Consider the following 17,172-nt stretch of genomic DNA (forward strand, 5'->3'; position numbering starts at 1 on the left):
GCCAGTCCATGCCAGACGTCGCGGCAAGCCCGCTACCGCTACCGTTGGGCCACGCCACGCCGACCGCGCCCGAACTGGTCCTGGCGTCGGCCAGCCCGCGGAGGCTCGAACTGCTCGCCCGGATCGGCGTCACCCCGTCGCGGGTGCTCGCCACCGACATCGACGAAACCCCGCTCAAGGGTGAACGCGCCCGCGATCACGCCGTCCGCCTCGCCGCCGAGAAAGCGCGTGCCGCTGCCGTGCTTGCCCCCGGCGCGGTGATCCTGGCAGGCGATACCGTGGTCGGCGCGGGCGCGCGCATCCTGCCCAAGGCCGAGGACGAAGCGACTGCGCGTGACTGTCTCGCCCTGCTCTCCGGCCGCCGCCACCGCGTCTATTCGGCCGTTGCGCTGATCACGCCCGATGGGAAATTGCGCGAAGCCGTGTCCGAAACGATCCTGCGCTTCAAGCGCCTGTGCGACGAAGAAATGGACGCCTATATCTCCGGCGGCGAATGGCACGGAAAAGCTGGTGGCTACGCAATCCAGGGCAGCGCCGAGGGCTTTTGTGTTTGGCTCTCGGGCAGCCATTCGGGCGTGGTCGGCCTGCCGCTGTTCGAGACCCGCCGCCTCATGATTGCAGGGGGCATCAATGTCCGCTGAGTGGCTCTACGAAGATGGCATCGCCGAAGAGCGAGCCATCCTTGTGGCAGATGGCCACATCCTGTCGGCGCGCGTCGAGTGGGGCGATGCCATACGCCCTGGCCTCATTGCGCAGGCCCAACTCGTCGCCCGCATGCCGAACACCCGGCGCGGCACGGTCCGCTTTGCCGATGGGACGATCGCGCACATCGATCAGCTACTCCACGAGACCACGCAAGGCGTCACGCTCACCGTGCGCGTCGTGCGCGCTGCCATCGCCGAGCGCGGCCGCACCAAGCTCCCCGTCACACGCCCCGCACCGGGCGAGGCACCCGCACCTGCGCCCAGCCTGCGTGAGGAGATCGAGACCAGCGGTGCCCGCTTGCGCGCGCTGCCAGCCACCAACAACGAATTCGCGCAGCACGGCTGGGACGAACTCATCGAACAGGTGCAGACCGGCGAGATCACCTTCCCCGGCGGCTCGATCATCGTCAGCCCCACCCCGGCAATGACCCTGATCGACATCGACGGCGCGTTACCCCCGCTCAAGCTCTCGCTGGCCGCCGTCCCGGTGATCGCCGACGCGCTTCACCGCCTCGACATCGGCGGCTCGATCGGCATCGACTTCCCCTCGCTCGCCGACAGGAAGGACCGCCAGCAGATCGACAAGGCGCTCGCCGATGCGCTGATCGACTGGACCGGAGAGCGTACCGCGATGACCGGCTTCGGCTTCGTCCATCTCGTCGCCCGCCTCGAACGCGCTTCGCTCGTCGCGCGCTTCGCCCGCCGTCCTGCTGGTGCCGCCGCGCGGATCCTGCTGCGTCAGGCAGAGCGCGTGACCGAACCCGGCGTACTGTTGCTGAGCGCCAACCCCGCCGTGCTCGATACCCTGCGCCCCGAATGGGAGGCCGAACTCGCCCGCCGCACCGGCCGCACGATCCGCCGCAATCCCGATCCTGCGCTTGCCCTTTCGGGCGGTTTCGCACAGGCAATCGCCCCATGACGATAGACGCCACCCGCCCTGTCCGCCGCTGCCCGATGTGCGGCAAGCCGCGCTCCGAGGCGCACACCCCGTTCTGTTCGACGCGCTGCCGCGACCGCGATCTGGTGAAGTGGCTCGACGATGGCTACGCCCTCCCCGGCCGTCCAGCCGACGAAGATCCCGAGGACTGAACCGTCACGCCGATCCCGTTGAGGTTTCGCGCAAGATTTCCAACTCTGGGGGCTTGCCAACTTGAGCCCGCTTCGCCATAGGCGCGCTTCCCAATCGGCTCGGCCCGCCATTTCAGGCAGGCAGCTGGAGATGCCCGGGTAGCTCAGTTGGTAGAGCAGCGGATTGAAAATCCGCGTGTCGGCGGTTCGAATCCGTCCCCGGGCACCATTGGCCTGTTCGCCAACCCCCGCCAAAGCTTGAAAAAACCGCAGAAATCTGCCATTTATAGCGTCGGCTTTACCGCTGATGTTTGCCATTGTTCGCCCACAGTCGGATGATTCTGGGGGCCATCTCGGGGGCCACTTCGAATTGCTCGAAAGGCGTGGCCCCCAAATGGCACTGACAGACACCACAATCCGCAATGCAAAGCCCCAAGCGAAGCCCTACAAGCTGACCGATGAAAAGGGCCTGTTCCTGTTGGTCCAACCATCGGGCGGCAAACTCTGGCGGTTCAAGTTCCGCACCGACGGGCGCGACGAACACGGCGAACCCAAGCGCGTCGAGAAGAAGGTGGGCTTGGGCACCTACCCCGGCACCATCTTCCCATCACGATTTTTCCGACAGTACAAAGCCGCCCTGACGAGCGTCGGGACGGTCTGTAACCTTGTGACGACCGCAGCGGGTCGTGCGTCAACTCGCGAAAAGCGGCGGCTTCATCCTGACGCTCATAGTCGCGAGAACCTTGCGCATGTAGCTCAGGCCCGAGGCTGTCAGCATCACGAAGCTGCGGCGCTTGTCGGACTTGTCGGCCCGCCGCTCGACCAGGCCGGTCTTTTCGAGCGACCACACCCAGCGCAACGCAGTCGTCGCTGGAACTTGGCCTGCCAGCCCTGCGTCCGACACCGAGATGAACTTGTCCTGCGCATGGGCGATGAACAGGTCGAGCAGGATATCCCACGCCGGATCGTTGAACAACTCAGGCGAATGGGACGCGCGTTCCCGGTCCCTGCGCGCGATATAGACTTTGCGCGCGAAGATCGCCAGCGCGGTATCGGGAATCGCGCCGGGATGCACCGCAGCAGGCAGTGACGCCAATTGCGAAGTGTCCTGCGTCCCGGCATACTCCGAAAGCACGGCCCCGATCTTGCGAACGACGACACTCAACGCGGCAACTTCGCGATTCAGGTCGGTTATGGTCTCGGGATTAAGGTCCTGCTGCCCCAATTGCCTCACCCAGCGTGGGCGTGGCGGTCGACCAGTTTCCCCACGACGGCGAAAACGAGTCGTTGGCGGCAGGCGTGGCAGCACTCCCGACGGAAATGCCCTGCTCGTCGAGTGCCAAAAGCTCAAGCGCATGCGAGACATGGGCCGCAGCAAGAGAATTGCCCGAATCGTCGAGCAACCTGATAGCCATCTTCAGCAACCGCTCCGCTTCGCACACAGCGGCTTCACCCGTCAGCCCTTGACCCATGACACACCTATCCTTTTGATAGATCACGTCTACAACGTTAGTTTACGAAGTCGAGACTTATCTTTTTATCTCAAGGCTATCGCCTAAGGGGCGGGCCTCGACAGATCGAGGAACGGAACAAACCCCCCGAAGATCATCCGCGCGCCATCGAAAGGCACGTCCATCGCTTCGCCGCTCTGCGTCATCTCCTCCATCAACACCGCTTGCGCCTTGTCGCGTGTCGCCTTGTCGGGCCATTCGGCCCAGCTGAAGATGAGCAACTCGCCTTCGGTGGCTTCGACGGCGCGGAAGAAGTCGGTGCGCTTGCCGTGCGGCACATCGTCGTTCCAGGCCTCGACCACGCGCAGCGCACCTTGCTTGATCATCTTGGCATCATATGACCGCGCGAGCGCCTCGTACTTTTCGCGGTTGGCGGCAGGCACAGCGATTACGTAACCGTCTACATAGCTCATGGCAGCGAGTCCCGGATAAGCCCCCCGTCAGACATTCCTTTTATCACACCGAACTGTTCAGGCAACTGTTCGGGCAACTGCGGGGGTCAGCGCAAGTACCGCCGCACCAATGCTTCGGCCGCCGCATCGACATCGGCCCATGCCTGTTCGAAATCATCCTCGTCGCCATAATACGGATCGACCACCGCCGTGCCCTTGCGACCGGGCACGAGGTTCATCAGCAATCCGACCTCGGCGATGTGTCGGGACGGCTCCAGCCTGCGCAAGTCCTTGAGGTTCTGCTGGTCGAGCGCGAAGACATGGCCGAAGCGGGTGAAGTCCTCGGGCGTCACCTGCCGCGCGCGATAGGTCGAGATGTCGAGGCCGTGCCGACGCGCGGTTTCCTGCGCGCGCGGATCGGGCGGGCGGCCAACGTGCCAATCGCCGATCCCGGCAGAATCGATCGTCATGGCAACGCCTGCCTCGACCGCGCGGGCGCGTAGCGCCGCCTCGGCAAGAGGCGAACGGCAGATATTCCCAAGACAGACGAACAAAATCGAAGGTTGACTCACGGGATCACGATACCTCGCTGGCTGGGTCTCCCCATGCCAATCAGGAACTGATCCTCTCCCTGTCGCGCAGCAAACACCTCGCGCGACGAAATGTCCAGCCAGTTCAACGCGACAAGCACCTGCCCGATCGCGCCGCCGAGCGTCTCGCCTGGACCGAGCAGCACGATCCGATCGGGAGCGAACTCACGAATGCCGACCGTCATCGCGGCGGAAAAGTCGTAAGGCTCAAGGATCTGGTGGCCGAAAGTGTAATCCCAAAGCTCTTGCGCGGTGCTTTCAAACTGTCGCCAGACCTTGCCGCGCCCGTCGATCAGGGGCACCTCGGGCCGGTCGAACCAGTCGGCTGCAAACTGCGCCCGCGCCGCCTCGCTGCTGGCCTGCATCAGGGGTGTATGAAACGGGCCATGCCCCGCCAGCCGCATCGGCGGACGCGATAGCGCGGGCAAGTCGCGCTCCAGCGCGTCCAGTGCGGCCTCGCTGCCTGCCACCACCAGCATCCCGCCCAGTCGGATCGAGGGCAGCACCACATTCCGCGCCATCGCCGCCTCGACGCGGCGCAGCAGCGCGGGATCGACCGTCCAGTCTTCGCCCGCCAGCACAAGCACCGCCTGCCCGCCGGGTGCGTGGCGTTGCGAGTTGATCCCCATGCCGTCGGCAATCGCGAAACCATGCTCTCCCGAAACCGCACCCGCACAGGCCAGCGCCGTGTACCAGCCCATCGAATTGCCGGTCACCGCGACTACCTCGAACCGGTCGCGGTCCAGCGCCATGAAATCGAGGTAGGCGCACGCATGGATCAAGGGGGCGGCATTCTCCCCGCGCAGATGTGCAGGCGAAAATTTTGCCGCTCCATCCAGTGCCGTCAGCGTTGCTTTGCCCGCCTCGCCCCGCAACGCATCGAACCGCGCCAACCATTCGGACCCGCGATGATGCCGCGCCAGATAACCCAGTTCGGGCGCGTTGTACGTGCCGCGCCCGGGACAGACGACGAGGACGGTTTCCTTAGCCACCCACCATCTCCAGCACCTTGGCCACGATCCCGTCCCTGCTCGGCAGCGTATGCGTCGCGGCCCGTGCCAGCGGAATGAAACTGTCCGTCGCCGCCATCCGCGCCGCCATCTTGTTCGGTGCTCGCTCTGCCAGAAGTGCCATCAGCGCCTCATTCTGCCCGCCGGTAATCCGGCACTCGTCCACCACCAGCACGCGGTCGCAAGGCGCAACCGCTGCGATCACGGCGTCGTCATTCACCGGCCCCAGCCAGCGCAAGTCGATCACCCGCACCGCCACGCCCTGCTCCGCCAGCAGTTTCTGCGCCTGCGACGACAGGTAGAACCCGTTGCCATATGCCACGATCGCAAGGTCGGTCCCCTCGCCTGCCATGCCGATCTCGCCGAAGCCGATTGCCCCCTCGCCCGGAGCCTCGTACAAGCTCGACCACAGCCCATCGCCCGGCTCGTGCAGATCGCGCGTCATGTAGAGTGCAATCGGCTCGACGAACACGACGACGCGTTGCTCCTCGTGCGCCAGCCGCACGCATTCGCGCAGCATCGCCACTGCATCGCGCCCGTTGGACGGGACTGCCAGCACCACACCGGGAATATCGCGGAAAACGGCAAGCGAGTTGTCATTGTGGAAGTGCCCGCCGAAGCCCTTCTGGTAGGGCAGCCCAGCAATCCGTACGACCATCGGATTGGTGAACTGCCCGTCCGAAAAGAACGACAGCGTCGCCGCCTCGCCGCGGATCTGGTCCTCGGCATTGTGGACATAGGCAAGGAACTGGATCTCGGGCAGCGGCAGCAATCCGTTGTGCGCCGCGCCGATCGCCAGACCGAGAATTGCCTGTTCATCGAGCAGTGTGTTGATCACCCGCGCCGACCCGAACCGCGCATGCAGCTTCTGCGTAGCGGCGTAGACTCCGCCCTTGGGGCCTACGTCCTCGCCGCAGACCACGGCATTGGGGTATTGCAGCAGCAGGTCGGCCAGCGCCCAACTGATCAGCTTGGCCATATGCTGCGGCTTGTCCATCGCGGGCGCATCGTCGGCAAACAGCGCCTCGCGCGCTTCCGCCGATGCCAGCGGACGCGCCACGCCTTCGCGCTTTGGCGGCACGATGCTCGCCATGACCGCCGCCGCATCGGGCAACTTGGGCCGAGCGATCGCCAGTCCCACCTGCCGCTCCAGCGTCGCTTCGATGGTGTCGTATTCGGCACGCACTTGCGCCGCCGTCATGACGCCCTCCTCGATCAAAAGCGCCGCGCTCGCCAGCAGCGGGTCGCGTTCCTCTTCGGCGCGTACCTCTTCCTTGGTGCGGTACGAAAGCTGCACATCGTTTCCGGCGTGACCGTAGAGCCGCACCGTCCTCATGTGCAGGAACACCGGCTTGCGCAGCCGCCGCGCCACATCCTCGGCCTCGCGCGCGGCCCGCATCGTGTCGATCAGGTCCGACCCGTCGCAGGCCACGTAGTGCAACCCCGCGCGGGTCGAGAAATTCGCCTCGATCCAGCCCGGCGGCGTGCGCGTGGAAATACCGATGCCGTTGTCCTCGCACAGGAAAATGATCGGCATCGGCGTGCCCTGAAACGCCGCCCAGCACGCGGTGTTGATCGCGCCGAGCGCGGTCGAATGGTTCGCGCTGGCATCACCGAAGCTGCACAGCACCACGCCGTCCCTGGCCAGCACGGTGCCCTCGAAGCCCATCCGCCGCGCAATGCCGATGGAAAACGCGGTCCCCACCGCCTTGGGTAGGTGGCTGGCGATGGTCGAGGTCTGCGGCGGGATGAACAGGCGTTTCGATCCCAGCACCTTGTGCCGACCGCCCGAGATCGGATCGTCCGCGCTTGCCGTGAAGCTCAGCAGCATGTCCCACGCTGGGGTTTCGCCCGGCACGCGGTGGGCGCGGTGGATCTGGAACGCGGCATCGCGGTAATGCAGGAAAGCCATGTCGTCTGGGCGCAGCACTTCGGCCAGCACGGCATTGCCCTCGTGCCCCGAAGACCCGATCGTATAGAACCCCTCGCCCCGGGCCTGCAGCTTGCGGCTCAACCGGTCCAGCTGCCGCGACAGCGCCTGCGAGCGGAACAACGCCGCCGCGCGCTCTGGCGAGAGGCCGACATCGCGCAATCCCAGATTGGACCGCCGCCGCACCGTCCCGCTCTCCAGCGCGGCAAGAAACTGACGGTGGACCTGCTCGGCAGCATCAAGCGACATGAAGGATGGTTTCCTCGGTAACGAACCTCAGGTCTTAGCCGCTGTTCAGTCCGTTGGGGAACCCCGCGCGCCGCTGGCTCGGAAAAAAGGGTTCGTACGAAGGCGCAAAGAAGCAGGAGGCCTCCTACTAAAGCCGAACGCCCGCAACCTGACCACGCAATTGCACTTTTGCCGGATTTGGCCTAATGCCCCCATGAACGCCCCGGCAAAAGCGATGCGGTCGCCTACGCGACTCCCTCGTATGCCGGGGTTTCTTATTCGGCCGGGACGCGAATCCCCGGCATGGTGCAGGAAGCAAGATGATGTCTCGTCGCCGCCAGATCTACGAAGGCAAGGCCAAGATCCTTTACGAGGGTCCGGAACCCGGCACCCTGATCCAGTACTTCAAGGACGATGCCACCGCGTTCAACGCGCAGAAGCGCGGCACGATCAACGGCAAGGGCGTGATCAACAACCGCATCAGCGAATATGTGTTCACGCGGCTTGCCCACATCGGCATCCCCACGCACTTCATCCGCCGCCTCAACATGCGCGAACAGCTGGTGCGTCAGGTCGAAATCATCCCGATCGAAGTCGTCGTGCGCAATGTCGCGGCCGGCTCGATCTCCAAGCGCCTGGGTATCGAAGAGGGTGAGCCGCTGCCGCACACCCTGATCGAATACTATTACAAGGACGACGCGCTGGGCGATCCGCTGGTGTCGGAAGAGCACATCGCGTGCTTCGGCTGGGCCAGCAACGAGGAAATGCAGGACATGTCCTCGATGGCGATCCGCGTGAACGACTTCATGGTCGGCATGTTCGCGGCAATCAACATCCGCCTCGTCGACTTCAAGATCGAGTTCGGTCGCATCTGGGACGGCGACTACAGCCGCGTGATCCTGGCCGACGAAATCAGCCCCGACGGCTGCCGCCTGTGGGACATGATCACCGGCGAAAAGCTCGACAAGGACCGCTTCCGCCGCGACCTCGGCGGCGAGGAGGAAGCCTATCAGGAAGTCGCCCGACGCTTGGGGTTGCTCGAAAACGACAGCGGCCCCAGCGAGGTGTTCGACCTTGGCGCCCACCGCAAACTGCGTGGCGGCAAGAAGTAAGCGTTACGGCCTTTGGCTGGATATAAAGACCCCCTTCGGCAACGGAGGGGGTTTTTGTTGTGGCAAATCCGTTAATGCCCGTGCTTCGACAAGCTCAGCATGAGCGGACTTGGTATGATCGCCCTATAAATCAAAATGACCCGCTCATCCTGAGCCTGTCGAAGCACCTGCGCCCCCCCAGCCCCACGCACCATTGCACCCCGCGCCCCAACCGGGCACACCGCACGCAATGATCTTCCGCCCCCTGCTCGCCCTCACCGCCGCCCTCAGCCTCGCCGCCTGCGCCGCGCAGCCCGCCAGCCTATCCAGCGCCCCCAGACCTACATGGGCGTTCGAGCAGAGCGACCTTGCCCGCGACCCTGCGTTCCGTTTCGGTAAACTCGACAACGGCATGCGTTTCATCATCCGCCGCAACGCGACGCCTGTCGGCACCGCGCAAGTGCGCATGGACATCGCCACCGGCTCGCTCGACGAGCGCGAGAGCGAACGCGGCTTTGCCCACTTCGTCGAGCATATGGCCTTCAACGGCTCGAAGAATGTGCCCGAGGGCGAGATGATCAAGCTGCTCGAGCGCAACGGGCTTTCGTTCGGTGCGGATACCAACGCGCAGACCTCATTCGAGCAGACGTTGTACATGCTCGACCTGCCACGCGCCGATCCAAAGCTGCTCGACACCGCACTGATGCTGATGCGCGAGACCGCCAGCGAACTGACCATCGAGCCCGCAGCCGTGCAGCGCGAACGTGGCGTGGTGCTGTCCGAACTGCGCGACGGGCAAGGCTGGCAGCGCACCAATCTCGAAGACCAGCTCGCCTTCTTCTATCCCGCCGCGACCTATCCCAAGCGCTTGCCCATCGGCACGGTCGAGGCGCTGAACGCCGCTACGGCCGACACGGTGAAATCGTTCTGGACGCGCGAATACGTGCCTTCCAAAACCACCATCGTCATTGTCGGCGATTTCGATCCCGACACGGTGGAACAGGCCATCCGTGCCCGCTTTGCCGACTGGCAAGCCCGGCCCGAGACACCGCGCCCGGACGAAGGCAAGGTCCTTTCAAAGCAGAAGGGTGCCGCCGACATCCACCTCAACCCCTCGCTGTCAGAGCGCGTCACCGCCTCGCGCCACGGGCCGTGGCTGGATGAGCCCGACACCATCGCCAACCGCCGTCGCGACCTGTTGCGCCAGATCGGCTATGGCGTGATCAACCGCCGCTTCCAGCGCATGACCCGCGTGGTCGATCCGCCGTTTCGTGGCGCGGGGCTCGGCACCAGCGAGGTGTTCAAGATCGGGCGCACCACCAATTTGATCGTCGATGCGGTGGATGGCCAGTGGCAGCGCGGGTTCGCCGCCGCCGCAGGAACATACGCCCGCGCGATGGCGCGCGGCTTCACGCAGACCGAAATCGCCGAACAACTCGCCAACATCCGCACCGGACTCGAAAACGCCGCTGCCGGATCGCAGACCCGCAGCCACGGCGCACTGGTCGGCGCGGCGCTCGCCCTGATCCGCGACGATCAGGTGCCGACCACGCCCGAATCCGGCCTCGCCCGATTCAACGCCTTTACCGCCAGCATCACACCCAAAGCGGTTATGGCGGCGCTAAAGAGCGAAGCTGTCCCGCTCAAAGCCCCGCTCATCCGCTTCCAGGGTCGCACCGCGCCTGCCGGCGGCACCGACGCACTGCGCAAGACCTGGGACAAGTCCACCCACGCCAAGGCTTCGGCAGGCGAAGTGCCCAACCCCGCTCCTTTCGCCTACACCGATTTCGGACCTGCCGGTGCGGTCGTCTCCGACGTTACCGAGCCGCTCTACGGCATCCGCCAGATCCGCTTCGCCAACAACGTGCGGCTCAACCTCAAGCGCACCGACCTTGCGCGCGACCGCGTCCAAGTGCGCATCCATGTCGATGGCGGCGAAATGCTCGATACCCTCGCCAACCCGCTCGCCACCGAGATGACCGGAGTTCTCGCGCGGGGGGGCTTGCGTCTCCACAGCGAGGATGACCTCCAGACCCTCCTTGCCGGTCGCTCGGTCGCCACAGGCCTGGGCGTCAGCGGCGACACCTTCGAAAGCAGCGTCACCACCACGCCGCGCGATCTGGCGCTGCAATTGCAGGTCTCCGCCGCGCTGCTCACCGACCCAGGCTATCGCCCTGAAGGCGAGACCGCCTACCGCCAGAACATCGCCAACTTCTTCGCACGCCTGCGCTCAAGCCCTGGCGACGCACTGTCAAACTCGATTGGCGGCATCCTCTCGGACAACGACCCGCGCTTCACCCTCCAATCGCAGGACGCCTACACCTCGCTCAGCTACGACAAGTTGCGCGTATCCATCGCCGACCGTCTCGCCCATGGCGCAATCGAAATCGCCATCGTCGGTGACATCGACGAAGCCGCCGCCATCGCCGCCGTCGCACAAACCTTCGGTGCGCTCCCGACGCGGGAAGCCGAGTTCCGCCCATACACCGCCGAACGCCAGCGCAGATTCACCGCAAACCGCGGCCCCACCATCATCCGCCATACTGGCGAGGCCAATCAGGCCATCGTCCGCAGCGTCTGGCCGACCCGCGACGATCGCGATCCGGTCGAGGCGATGGGTCTGGCATTACTCGCCGAGGTCGCCGGGATCGAAGTGCTGGACACGGTGCGCGAAAAGCTCGGCAAGGCGTACAGCCCCGGCGCGTCGAGCAGCCTCAGCCACGTCTGGCCCGGCTACGGCAGCTTTGCTGTCGCCGCCTCGGTCGACCTGGCAGACGTTGATGCCACGCGCACCGCGCTCGACGAGACCATGCGCGGGCTTGCCGCCGCCCCGGTCGATCCTGATATCCTCCAGCGCGCTCGCGCGCCGATGCTCGAACGCATCGACAATTCGCTCAAGACCAATGGCGGGTGGATGAACCTCGCCGAACGCGCCCAGACTGAGCCCGATCGCCTCGCTCGTGCAAAATCCGCCCGCTCGCGCCTAGAAGCACTGACAGCCGCCGATCTGCAGAGGCTCGCCGCCCGCTACCTCACGCCGGAACGGGCTGTGCAGGTTCTGGTCCTTCCCGAGGGTGGCGGGGCGGCTCATTAAACCTGACATTACGTGGGAGCGAAAAAGCGCGGACCAGAAAACCCCCGTTCGTGTCGAGCGTAGTCGAGACACCGCGCGCCTGTGTCTCGACTACGCTCGACACGAACGGGGGAGGGGATGAGGTCACGTGCCCTGCGCAAATGCCAGCTTCAAAAACCACTCGCGCCTTGCCCTTCGCGCCCGGCGGTTGCATAGGCCCGCGCAAGGATTCTCCGCTGGTTTCGTCCGAAAGGCTCCGTCGATGAAGGTTCGCGTTCTGGTCACCCTCAAGAATGGCGTGCTCGACCCGCAGGGCCGCGCCATCCACCACGCGCTCGAAGGCCTCGGATTTTCGGGCGTTAACGATGTGCGCGCCGGTCGGGTCATCGAACTCGACGTTGCCGACACCACCTCGGATGAGCAACTCGACGACATGTGCCGCAAGCTGCTGGCCAACATGGTGATCGAGAACTACCGCATCGAAAAGGCCGGCTGAGCAGGAGCGCACGTCATGGCCTTCACTTCCGCCGTCATCACTTTCCCCGGTTCAAACTGCGATCGCGACATGGCCGTTGCCATCGAGCAGGTCTGCGGCGGCACCGTCCACCGCGTGTGGCACGGCGATGCCGACCTGCCCGAGGGCCTCGATTTCATCGCCCTCCCCGGCGGCTTTTCCTATGGCGATTACTTGCGCTCGGGCGCCATGGCCGCGCGCTCGCCGGTAATGCAGGCTGTCGTCCGCGCGGCTGAACGCGGCGTGCCGGTGCTCGGCGTGTGCAACGGCTTTCAGGTCCTCACCGAGGCGGGCCTTCTGCCCGGCGCGCTGATGCGCAACGCCGGTATCCGCTTTGTCTGCCGCGATGTGCAATTGACGGTCGAGAACAACCAGTCGCTGTTCACCGCGGGCTACGACGCAGGCCAGCAGATCACGATCCCCGTCGCGCACCATGACGGCAACTATTTTGCCGACGAAGCAACGCTCGACCGCATCGAAGGTCAGGGTCGCGTTGCATTCCGCTATGCCTCGCCGGTCAATGGCTCGGCACGCAATATCGCGGGCGTGCTGAACGATCGCGGCAACGTTCTCGGCATGATGCCGCATCCCGAACGGATGATCGAAGCGGCACAGGGCGGCACCGACGGTCGCGCGCTGTTCGAAAGCGTCGTGCGCGGTCTGGTCGCGGCTTAGCTCGCCAGGCGCCGTGCCATCCGGTCAGGGCTGAACAGGGCCAGCGCATCGGTCGCGCTCATCGGGCGGCCGAAAAAGTACCCTTGGATCTTCTTGCAACCGAGCTTGCGGATCATCGCCAATTCCGCCTCGGTCTCGACCCCCTCTGCGGTCGTCGACATCTCGAGGCTGTCGGCCATCGCAACGACGGCGCGGACGATCGCCAGGCTCTCCGGGTTGTCCTTGGCAGCGCCCTGCACGAAGCTGCGATCGACCTTGATCGTCGAAAAGCGCATCCGCCGCAGGTAGCCGAGCGAGGAATAGCCCGTCCCGAAATCGTCGAGCGCGACGCCGCAACCGATGCCCATCAGGTTCTCGAGCGTGCCTTGCGCGGTCGTCCCGTCACGCACGAAAATGCTCTCGGTCACCTCGATCTCCAGCCGGTGCGGCGGCAGACCGGTCGCTGACAGCGCGCCGACAACGGTCTCGGAGAAATACGGATCGAGCAACTGTTCGCCGGAAACGTTGACCGCAATCTTGACATTGTCGGGCCAGTTCATCGCCTCGCGGCAAGCGGTGCGCAGGACCCATTCGCCGATGGGCACGATGAGCCGGGTGTCCTCGGCAAGTGGGATGAACTTCGCCGGGCTGACAAAGCCGTGCTCGGTGCTGGTCCAGCGCAGCAGCGCCTCGAAGCTCACCACTTGTTCGGTGATGGCGTCGACCACTGGCTGGTAGACAACCGAAAATTCGTCGCGATCGAGCGCGTTGCGTAGCGAGAATTCGAGCTGGCGCCTTTCCTCGGCATGGGCGTGAAGCGATGGCTCGTACAGGCAGTGTCGCCCACCGCCGTCCTCCTTGGCGCGATACAGTGCGAGATCGGCATTGCGCAGCAGTGTCTCGACCGTCGCTCCGTCGCGCGGCCCGACGCCCGAACCGACGCTTGCGCCGACGTAAAGCGTGTGATGGTCGACGATATAAGGTTGCGAAAGCGTCGAGATGATCGCCTGCGCCAATTCCTCCACGCGTTGGCCATCGGACGCATCCTGGATGATCACGCCGAATTCGTCGCCGCCCAGCCGACCGCACACTTCGTTGTCGCGCAGTATCAATTTCAACCGCTCGGACACCATCGCCAGCAATTGGTCGCCCACCAGATGACCGAGCGTATCGTTGACCGCCTTGAAGCGGTCGAGGTCGATCATCAGGAACGCGCAGCAGCTACGCCATTTTTCAGCGTAACCCATCGCGTCACCGACCGCTTCGTTGAGCATCAGCCGGTTGGGCAGGCCGGTCAGCGTGTCGTAGCGCGCAAGATAGGCGATCTTCTCGGCGCTTTCGCGCTGTTCGGTGACGTCCGATCCGACACCACGGAAGCCGACGAACGCACCGTTATCATCCGTTTTGGGTGAGGCCGAGAGCTCCCACCAGCGATTGCTGCCGCGCAAGGTCACGCGGACCAGCAGGTTCGAAAAACTCTCGCGACGCTTGAGCCGCTCGGCCAGATCGTGGAGGCTGGGATGGAAGTGTCCCTTCTCCCAGGCATCGCCCGCAATGAGCTGGATCAGCGACTTTCCGTCGATATCCTCAGGGTCCTCGCCCAGTGCGAAGGCAAAGCGGGGACTGACCGAACGGACCCGGCGATTGGGGTCGACCTGCCACAGCCAGTCGGCGTCGCCCTCCTCGAACTCGCGCAGCAGCAACGAGACCACCTCGCTTTTGTCGGCCATGCCAGCCTCGGCAACACGTGCACCCAGGAAGGTGCGCGCAGCTTCGACCGCGCCGACCGTCACGATCACGACGAATGCCGTGGCAGCCACAGCCGACGTCAGTTCGCCCTCGAGCAGGAATACGCCGATCGACACCGTGCCGACGATGGCCGAGAACAGCACCGTGCCGAGCGGCATCGACGCGAACGTTACCGCCATGCCGGTCATCAGCATCGCGAGTATCGTCCACAGGGTCATTCGGTCGACAGCGTTTCCGAATGGCGCAAACAGCGCCATCGGAATGGCCCAGACCAGCGCGATGCAGACCGAGCTAACGGTCTGGCGATGCATCTCCCGACGACCGATCCGCCGCCGGTCCGCATCCAGCAAGGTCCGGTCGAACCGCGCCCCGGAAATGAGCACGCCGACCAGTACTGCCATCCACGCGACAAGCGCCACGGGATGAACGCGCGTCGCGAAAGTCTGGAGCACGAGCAGCGCCGCCATGCCGTGTCCGGCAAGACGCGCGAAAGACAGACGGGCGAGACGCGAATACTGCAGGCCGCGCAGCCGGCCCCAGTCTGCCCCTTCCGGGTCGTGCATGCCAATGACGGCAAGCAGCGGCAGCCTGGAAGGCGCGGCATCGACAACAGGAGAGAGGTTGAACGTCACCTGCGAATAATTACAGATGATTCATTATCCAATCGTAACCGACCAGTCGATCCGACGACAAATTTGACGCAAAACGGCCCGCCGCGTTCATGAACGCGACGGGCCGAACTTTCCTCCCCAGGAAAGATCTTGAATGCTGGGAGGTCAGCGCCCCATCGCGCTGCCAAGTCGGTGGTACAGGTGCGAGAACTTCACCGATTCCGGCTGATCCTCGCTTGCTTTGAGATAGTGCAATACCGCTTCGCGGATCAGCTTGAAGTCCTCGGTCGAGAGGACCGCGCGGGCACGGGCTGGTTCAGCCATTGTCAGTCTCCTTGGATCTTCGTGGCATGATTGCCGCGAATTGATGTCGCTATGCAGCGAACTGGTTCCCCGCTGCGCTATGCAGCAAATTGATTCATCGTGTTGGCAGCGCCGCCAGCCTTGAGCGCGGCTTCACCGGCGAAGTATTCCTTGTGATCGTCGCCGATGTCAGAGCCCGACATGTTCTGGTGCTTGACGCAGGCGATGCCCTGGCGAATTTCGGCGCGCTGCACGTTCTTGACGTAGCCCAGCATGCCCTGCTCGCCGAAGTATTCGCGCGCCAGATTGTCGGTGCTCAGCGCGGCCGTGTGATAGGTCGGCAGCGTGATCAGGTGGTGGAAGATGCCCGCCTGTGCCGCTGAATCACGCTGGAACGTACGGATGCGCTCGTCGGCTTCGTCAGCCAGTGCGGTGCCGTCATAATCGACGCTCATCAGCTTGGCGCGATCAAAGGCACTGACGTCCTTGCCCGCTTCGACCCACGCATCGTAAACCTGCTGGCGGAAGTTGAGCGTCCAGTTGAAGCTTGGCGAGTTGTTGTAGACCAGCTTGGCGTTAGGAACGACTTCGCGGATGCGGTTCACCATGCCACCGATCTGGCCGATGTGCGGCTTTTCGGTCTCAATCCACAGCAGGTCCGCGCCGTTCTGCAGGCTGGCGATGCAGTCCATCACGCAGCGATCTTCGCCGGTTCCGGGACGGAACTGGAAGAGGTTCGAAGGCAGACGCTTGGGGCGCATCAGCTTGCCATCACGGGCAATCAGCACGTCGCCGTGGTTGAGGGCAGCCGCATCGACTTCGTCGCAATCGAGGAACGCGTTGTACTGGTCGGCAAGGTCGCCGGCTTCACGAGTGAACGCGATCTGCTTGGTCAGGCCAGCGCCGAGCGAGTCGGTGCGGGCAACGATCACGCCGTCATCGACGCCGAGTTCGAGGAAGGCGTAACGGACAGCGCGGATCTTCGCGAGGAAGTCCTCGTGCGGGACGGTGACCTTGCCGTCCTGATGGCCGCACTGCTTTTCGTCGGAAACCTGGTTTTCGATCTGGATGCAGCAGGCACCAGCTTCGATGAACTTCTTGGCGAGCAGATAGGTCGCCTCGGCGTTGCCGAAACCTGCGTCGATGTCGGCGATGATCGGCACGACGTGCGTTTCGTACTCGTCGATCTTGTGCAGCAGGCGGTGGGTATTGACCGCATCGCCCGCAGCCTTGGCAGCGTCGAGATCGCGGAACAGCATGCCCAGTTCACGCGCATCGGCCTGCTTGAGGAAGGTGTAGAGTTCTTCGATCAGGTCGCTGACCGAGGTCTTCTCATGCATCGACTGGTCCGGCAGCGGTCCGAATTCGCTACGCAGCGCTGCGACCATCCAGCCCGACAGGTAGAGGTAGCGGCCCTTGGTCGTGCCGAAATGCTTCTTGATCGAGATCAGCTTCTGCTGCCCGATAAAGCCGTGCCAGCAGCCGAGCGACTGGGTATAATTTGCTGGGTCCGCGTCGTAAGCCGCCATGTCGCGGCGCATGATCTTGGCAGTATAGCGCGCGATATCGAGGCCGGTGTGGAAACGGTTCTGCAGGCGCATACGCGCGACTGACTGCGCGTCGATTCCGTCCCAGCTTTCGCTATAAGGAGCGATAGCCTTGCCCGCTTCGACGATGTTCTGGTGGTAGGTCATGTCCGATTCCCTCACGCGGTATTCGATGTGTCTGATGGTGAGGTAATCCG

16 protein-coding genes, 1 tRNA gene and 1 pseudogene are annotated in these 17,172 nt (G+C 64.3%); 9 read left to right on the forward strand and 9 right to left on the reverse strand.

Annotated features, from left to right (window positions below):
* Nucleotides 1-8: 8 nt before the first annotated feature.
* From GGQ88_RS13355 to GGQ88_RS21310, 5 genes and pseudogenes are all read left to right on the forward strand, one after another.
* Nucleotides 9-641 carry a Maf family protein gene (locus GGQ88_RS13355; protein WP_183613929.1) on the forward strand — a complete coding sequence of 211 codons (633 nt, stop codon included), beginning with the start codon at nucleotides 9-11 and terminating at the stop codon, nucleotides 639-641.
* The gene (locus tag GGQ88_RS13360) at nucleotides 631-1,623 is read left to right on the forward strand and encodes a ribonuclease E/G (protein WP_183613930.1); all 993 of its coding nucleotides are present in this window, start codon (nucleotides 631-633) and stop codon (nucleotides 1,621-1,623) included. Before GGQ88_RS13355 ends, GGQ88_RS13360 begins: the two co-directional genes overlap by 11 nt.
* The gene (gene yacG / locus GGQ88_RS13365; protein WP_183613931.1) at nucleotides 1,620-1,793 is read left to right on the forward strand and encodes a DNA gyrase inhibitor YacG; all 174 of its coding nucleotides are present in this window, start codon (nucleotides 1,620-1,622) and stop codon (nucleotides 1,791-1,793) included. Before GGQ88_RS13360 ends, yacG begins: the two co-directional genes overlap by 4 nt.
* A 132-nt stretch (nucleotides 1,794-1,925) precedes the next feature.
* Nucleotides 1,926-2,001: transfer RNA gene (locus tag GGQ88_RS13370), tRNA-Phe, on the forward strand.
* A 165-nt stretch (nucleotides 2,002-2,166) separates the two neighbouring features.
* Nucleotides 2,167-2,355 (forward strand): annotated as a pseudogene (locus tag GGQ88_RS21310) (Arm DNA-binding domain-containing protein); the annotation flags it as partial.
* Between the two features lie 108 nt (nucleotides 2,356-2,463).
* On the opposite strand, the gene GGQ88_RS21315 reads toward GGQ88_RS21310, so the two are convergent.
* From GGQ88_RS21315 to GGQ88_RS13400, 6 genes are all read right to left on the reverse strand, one after another.
* Nucleotides 2,464-2,937 (reverse strand): helix-turn-helix domain-containing protein, encoded by a 474-nt coding sequence (locus GGQ88_RS21315; protein WP_246386022.1) that lies wholly within the window; start codon nucleotides 2,935-2,937, stop codon nucleotides 2,464-2,466.
* 40 nt (nucleotides 2,938-2,977) lie between these two features.
* On the reverse strand, nucleotides 2,978-3,244 hold the full coding sequence (locus GGQ88_RS13380) for a hypothetical protein (protein ID WP_183613933.1): 267 nt from the start codon (nucleotides 3,242-3,244) through the stop codon (nucleotides 2,978-2,980).
* Between the two features lie 83 nt (nucleotides 3,245-3,327).
* Entirely contained in the window at nucleotides 3,328-3,696 is a 369-nt protein-coding gene (locus tag GGQ88_RS13385) for a DUF1428 domain-containing protein (RefSeq protein ID WP_183613934.1), read from the reverse strand.
* A gap of 86 nt (nucleotides 3,697-3,782) precedes the next feature.
* Complete coding sequence (locus tag GGQ88_RS13390) at nucleotides 3,783-4,247, reverse strand: arsenate reductase/protein-tyrosine-phosphatase family protein (RefSeq protein ID WP_183613935.1); 465 nt, start codon at nucleotides 4,245-4,247, stop codon at nucleotides 3,783-3,785.
* Complete coding sequence (locus GGQ88_RS13395; RefSeq protein WP_183613936.1) at nucleotides 4,244-5,257, reverse strand: ACP S-malonyltransferase; 1,014 nt, start codon at nucleotides 5,255-5,257, stop codon at nucleotides 4,244-4,246. The genes GGQ88_RS13390 and GGQ88_RS13395 overlap by 4 nt, the downstream gene beginning before the upstream one ends.
* Nucleotides 5,250-7,454, reverse strand: coding sequence for a dehydrogenase E1 component subunit alpha/beta (locus GGQ88_RS13400; protein ID WP_183613937.1), 2,205 nt, complete (start codon nucleotides 7,452-7,454; stop codon nucleotides 5,250-5,252). Before GGQ88_RS13400 ends, GGQ88_RS13395 begins: the two co-directional genes overlap by 8 nt.
* A 302-nt stretch (nucleotides 7,455-7,756) precedes the next feature.
* Here GGQ88_RS13400 and purC point away from each other — a divergent pair, with 302 nt between their 5' ends.
* The 4 genes from purC (at nucleotide 7,757) to purQ (ending at nucleotide 12,786) form a co-directional block, all read left to right on the forward strand.
* Entirely contained in the window at nucleotides 7,757-8,545 is a 789-nt protein-coding gene (purC, locus tag GGQ88_RS13405; protein ID WP_183614054.1) for a phosphoribosylaminoimidazolesuccinocarboxamide synthase, read from the forward strand.
* Between the two features lie 229 nt (nucleotides 8,546-8,774).
* Nucleotides 8,775-11,618 (forward strand): M16 family metallopeptidase, encoded by a 2,844-nt coding sequence (locus GGQ88_RS13410; RefSeq protein ID WP_183613938.1) that lies wholly within the window; start codon nucleotides 8,775-8,777, stop codon nucleotides 11,616-11,618.
* Nucleotides 11,619-11,859: 241 nt separating this feature from the next.
* Complete coding sequence (gene purS / locus GGQ88_RS13415) at nucleotides 11,860-12,093, forward strand: phosphoribosylformylglycinamidine synthase subunit PurS (protein WP_183613939.1); 234 nt, start codon at nucleotides 11,860-11,862, stop codon at nucleotides 12,091-12,093.
* Between the two features lie 15 nt (nucleotides 12,094-12,108).
* Entirely contained in the window at nucleotides 12,109-12,786 is a 678-nt protein-coding gene (purQ, locus tag GGQ88_RS13420) for a phosphoribosylformylglycinamidine synthase subunit PurQ (protein WP_183613940.1), read from the forward strand.
* Here the strand turns inward: purQ and GGQ88_RS13425 are convergent.
* The 3 genes from GGQ88_RS13425 to GGQ88_RS13435 all read right to left on the reverse strand — a co-directional run bounded on the left by GGQ88_RS13425 (nucleotide 12,783) and on the right by GGQ88_RS13435 (nucleotide 17,122).
* Nucleotides 12,783-15,077 carry a putative bifunctional diguanylate cyclase/phosphodiesterase gene (locus GGQ88_RS13425; protein ID WP_183614055.1) on the reverse strand — a complete coding sequence of 765 codons (2,295 nt, stop codon included), beginning with the start codon at nucleotides 15,075-15,077 and terminating at the stop codon, nucleotides 12,783-12,785. The genes purQ and GGQ88_RS13425 overlap by 4 nt on opposite strands.
* 213 nt (nucleotides 15,078-15,290) lie before the next feature.
* Entirely contained in the window at nucleotides 15,291-15,449 is a 159-nt protein-coding gene (locus GGQ88_RS13430; RefSeq protein ID WP_183613941.1) for a hypothetical protein, read from the reverse strand.
* Nucleotides 15,450-15,526: 77 nt separating this feature from the next.
* Complete coding sequence (locus tag GGQ88_RS13435; protein WP_183614056.1) at nucleotides 15,527-17,122, reverse strand: isocitrate lyase; 1,596 nt, start codon at nucleotides 17,120-17,122, stop codon at nucleotides 15,527-15,529.
* Nucleotides 17,123-17,172 lie beyond the last annotated feature (50 nt).

This window comes from Novosphingobium hassiacum, from assembly GCF_014196055.1.
Taxonomy (GTDB): Bacteria; Pseudomonadota; Alphaproteobacteria; order Sphingomonadales; family Sphingomonadaceae; genus Novosphingobium; species Novosphingobium hassiacum.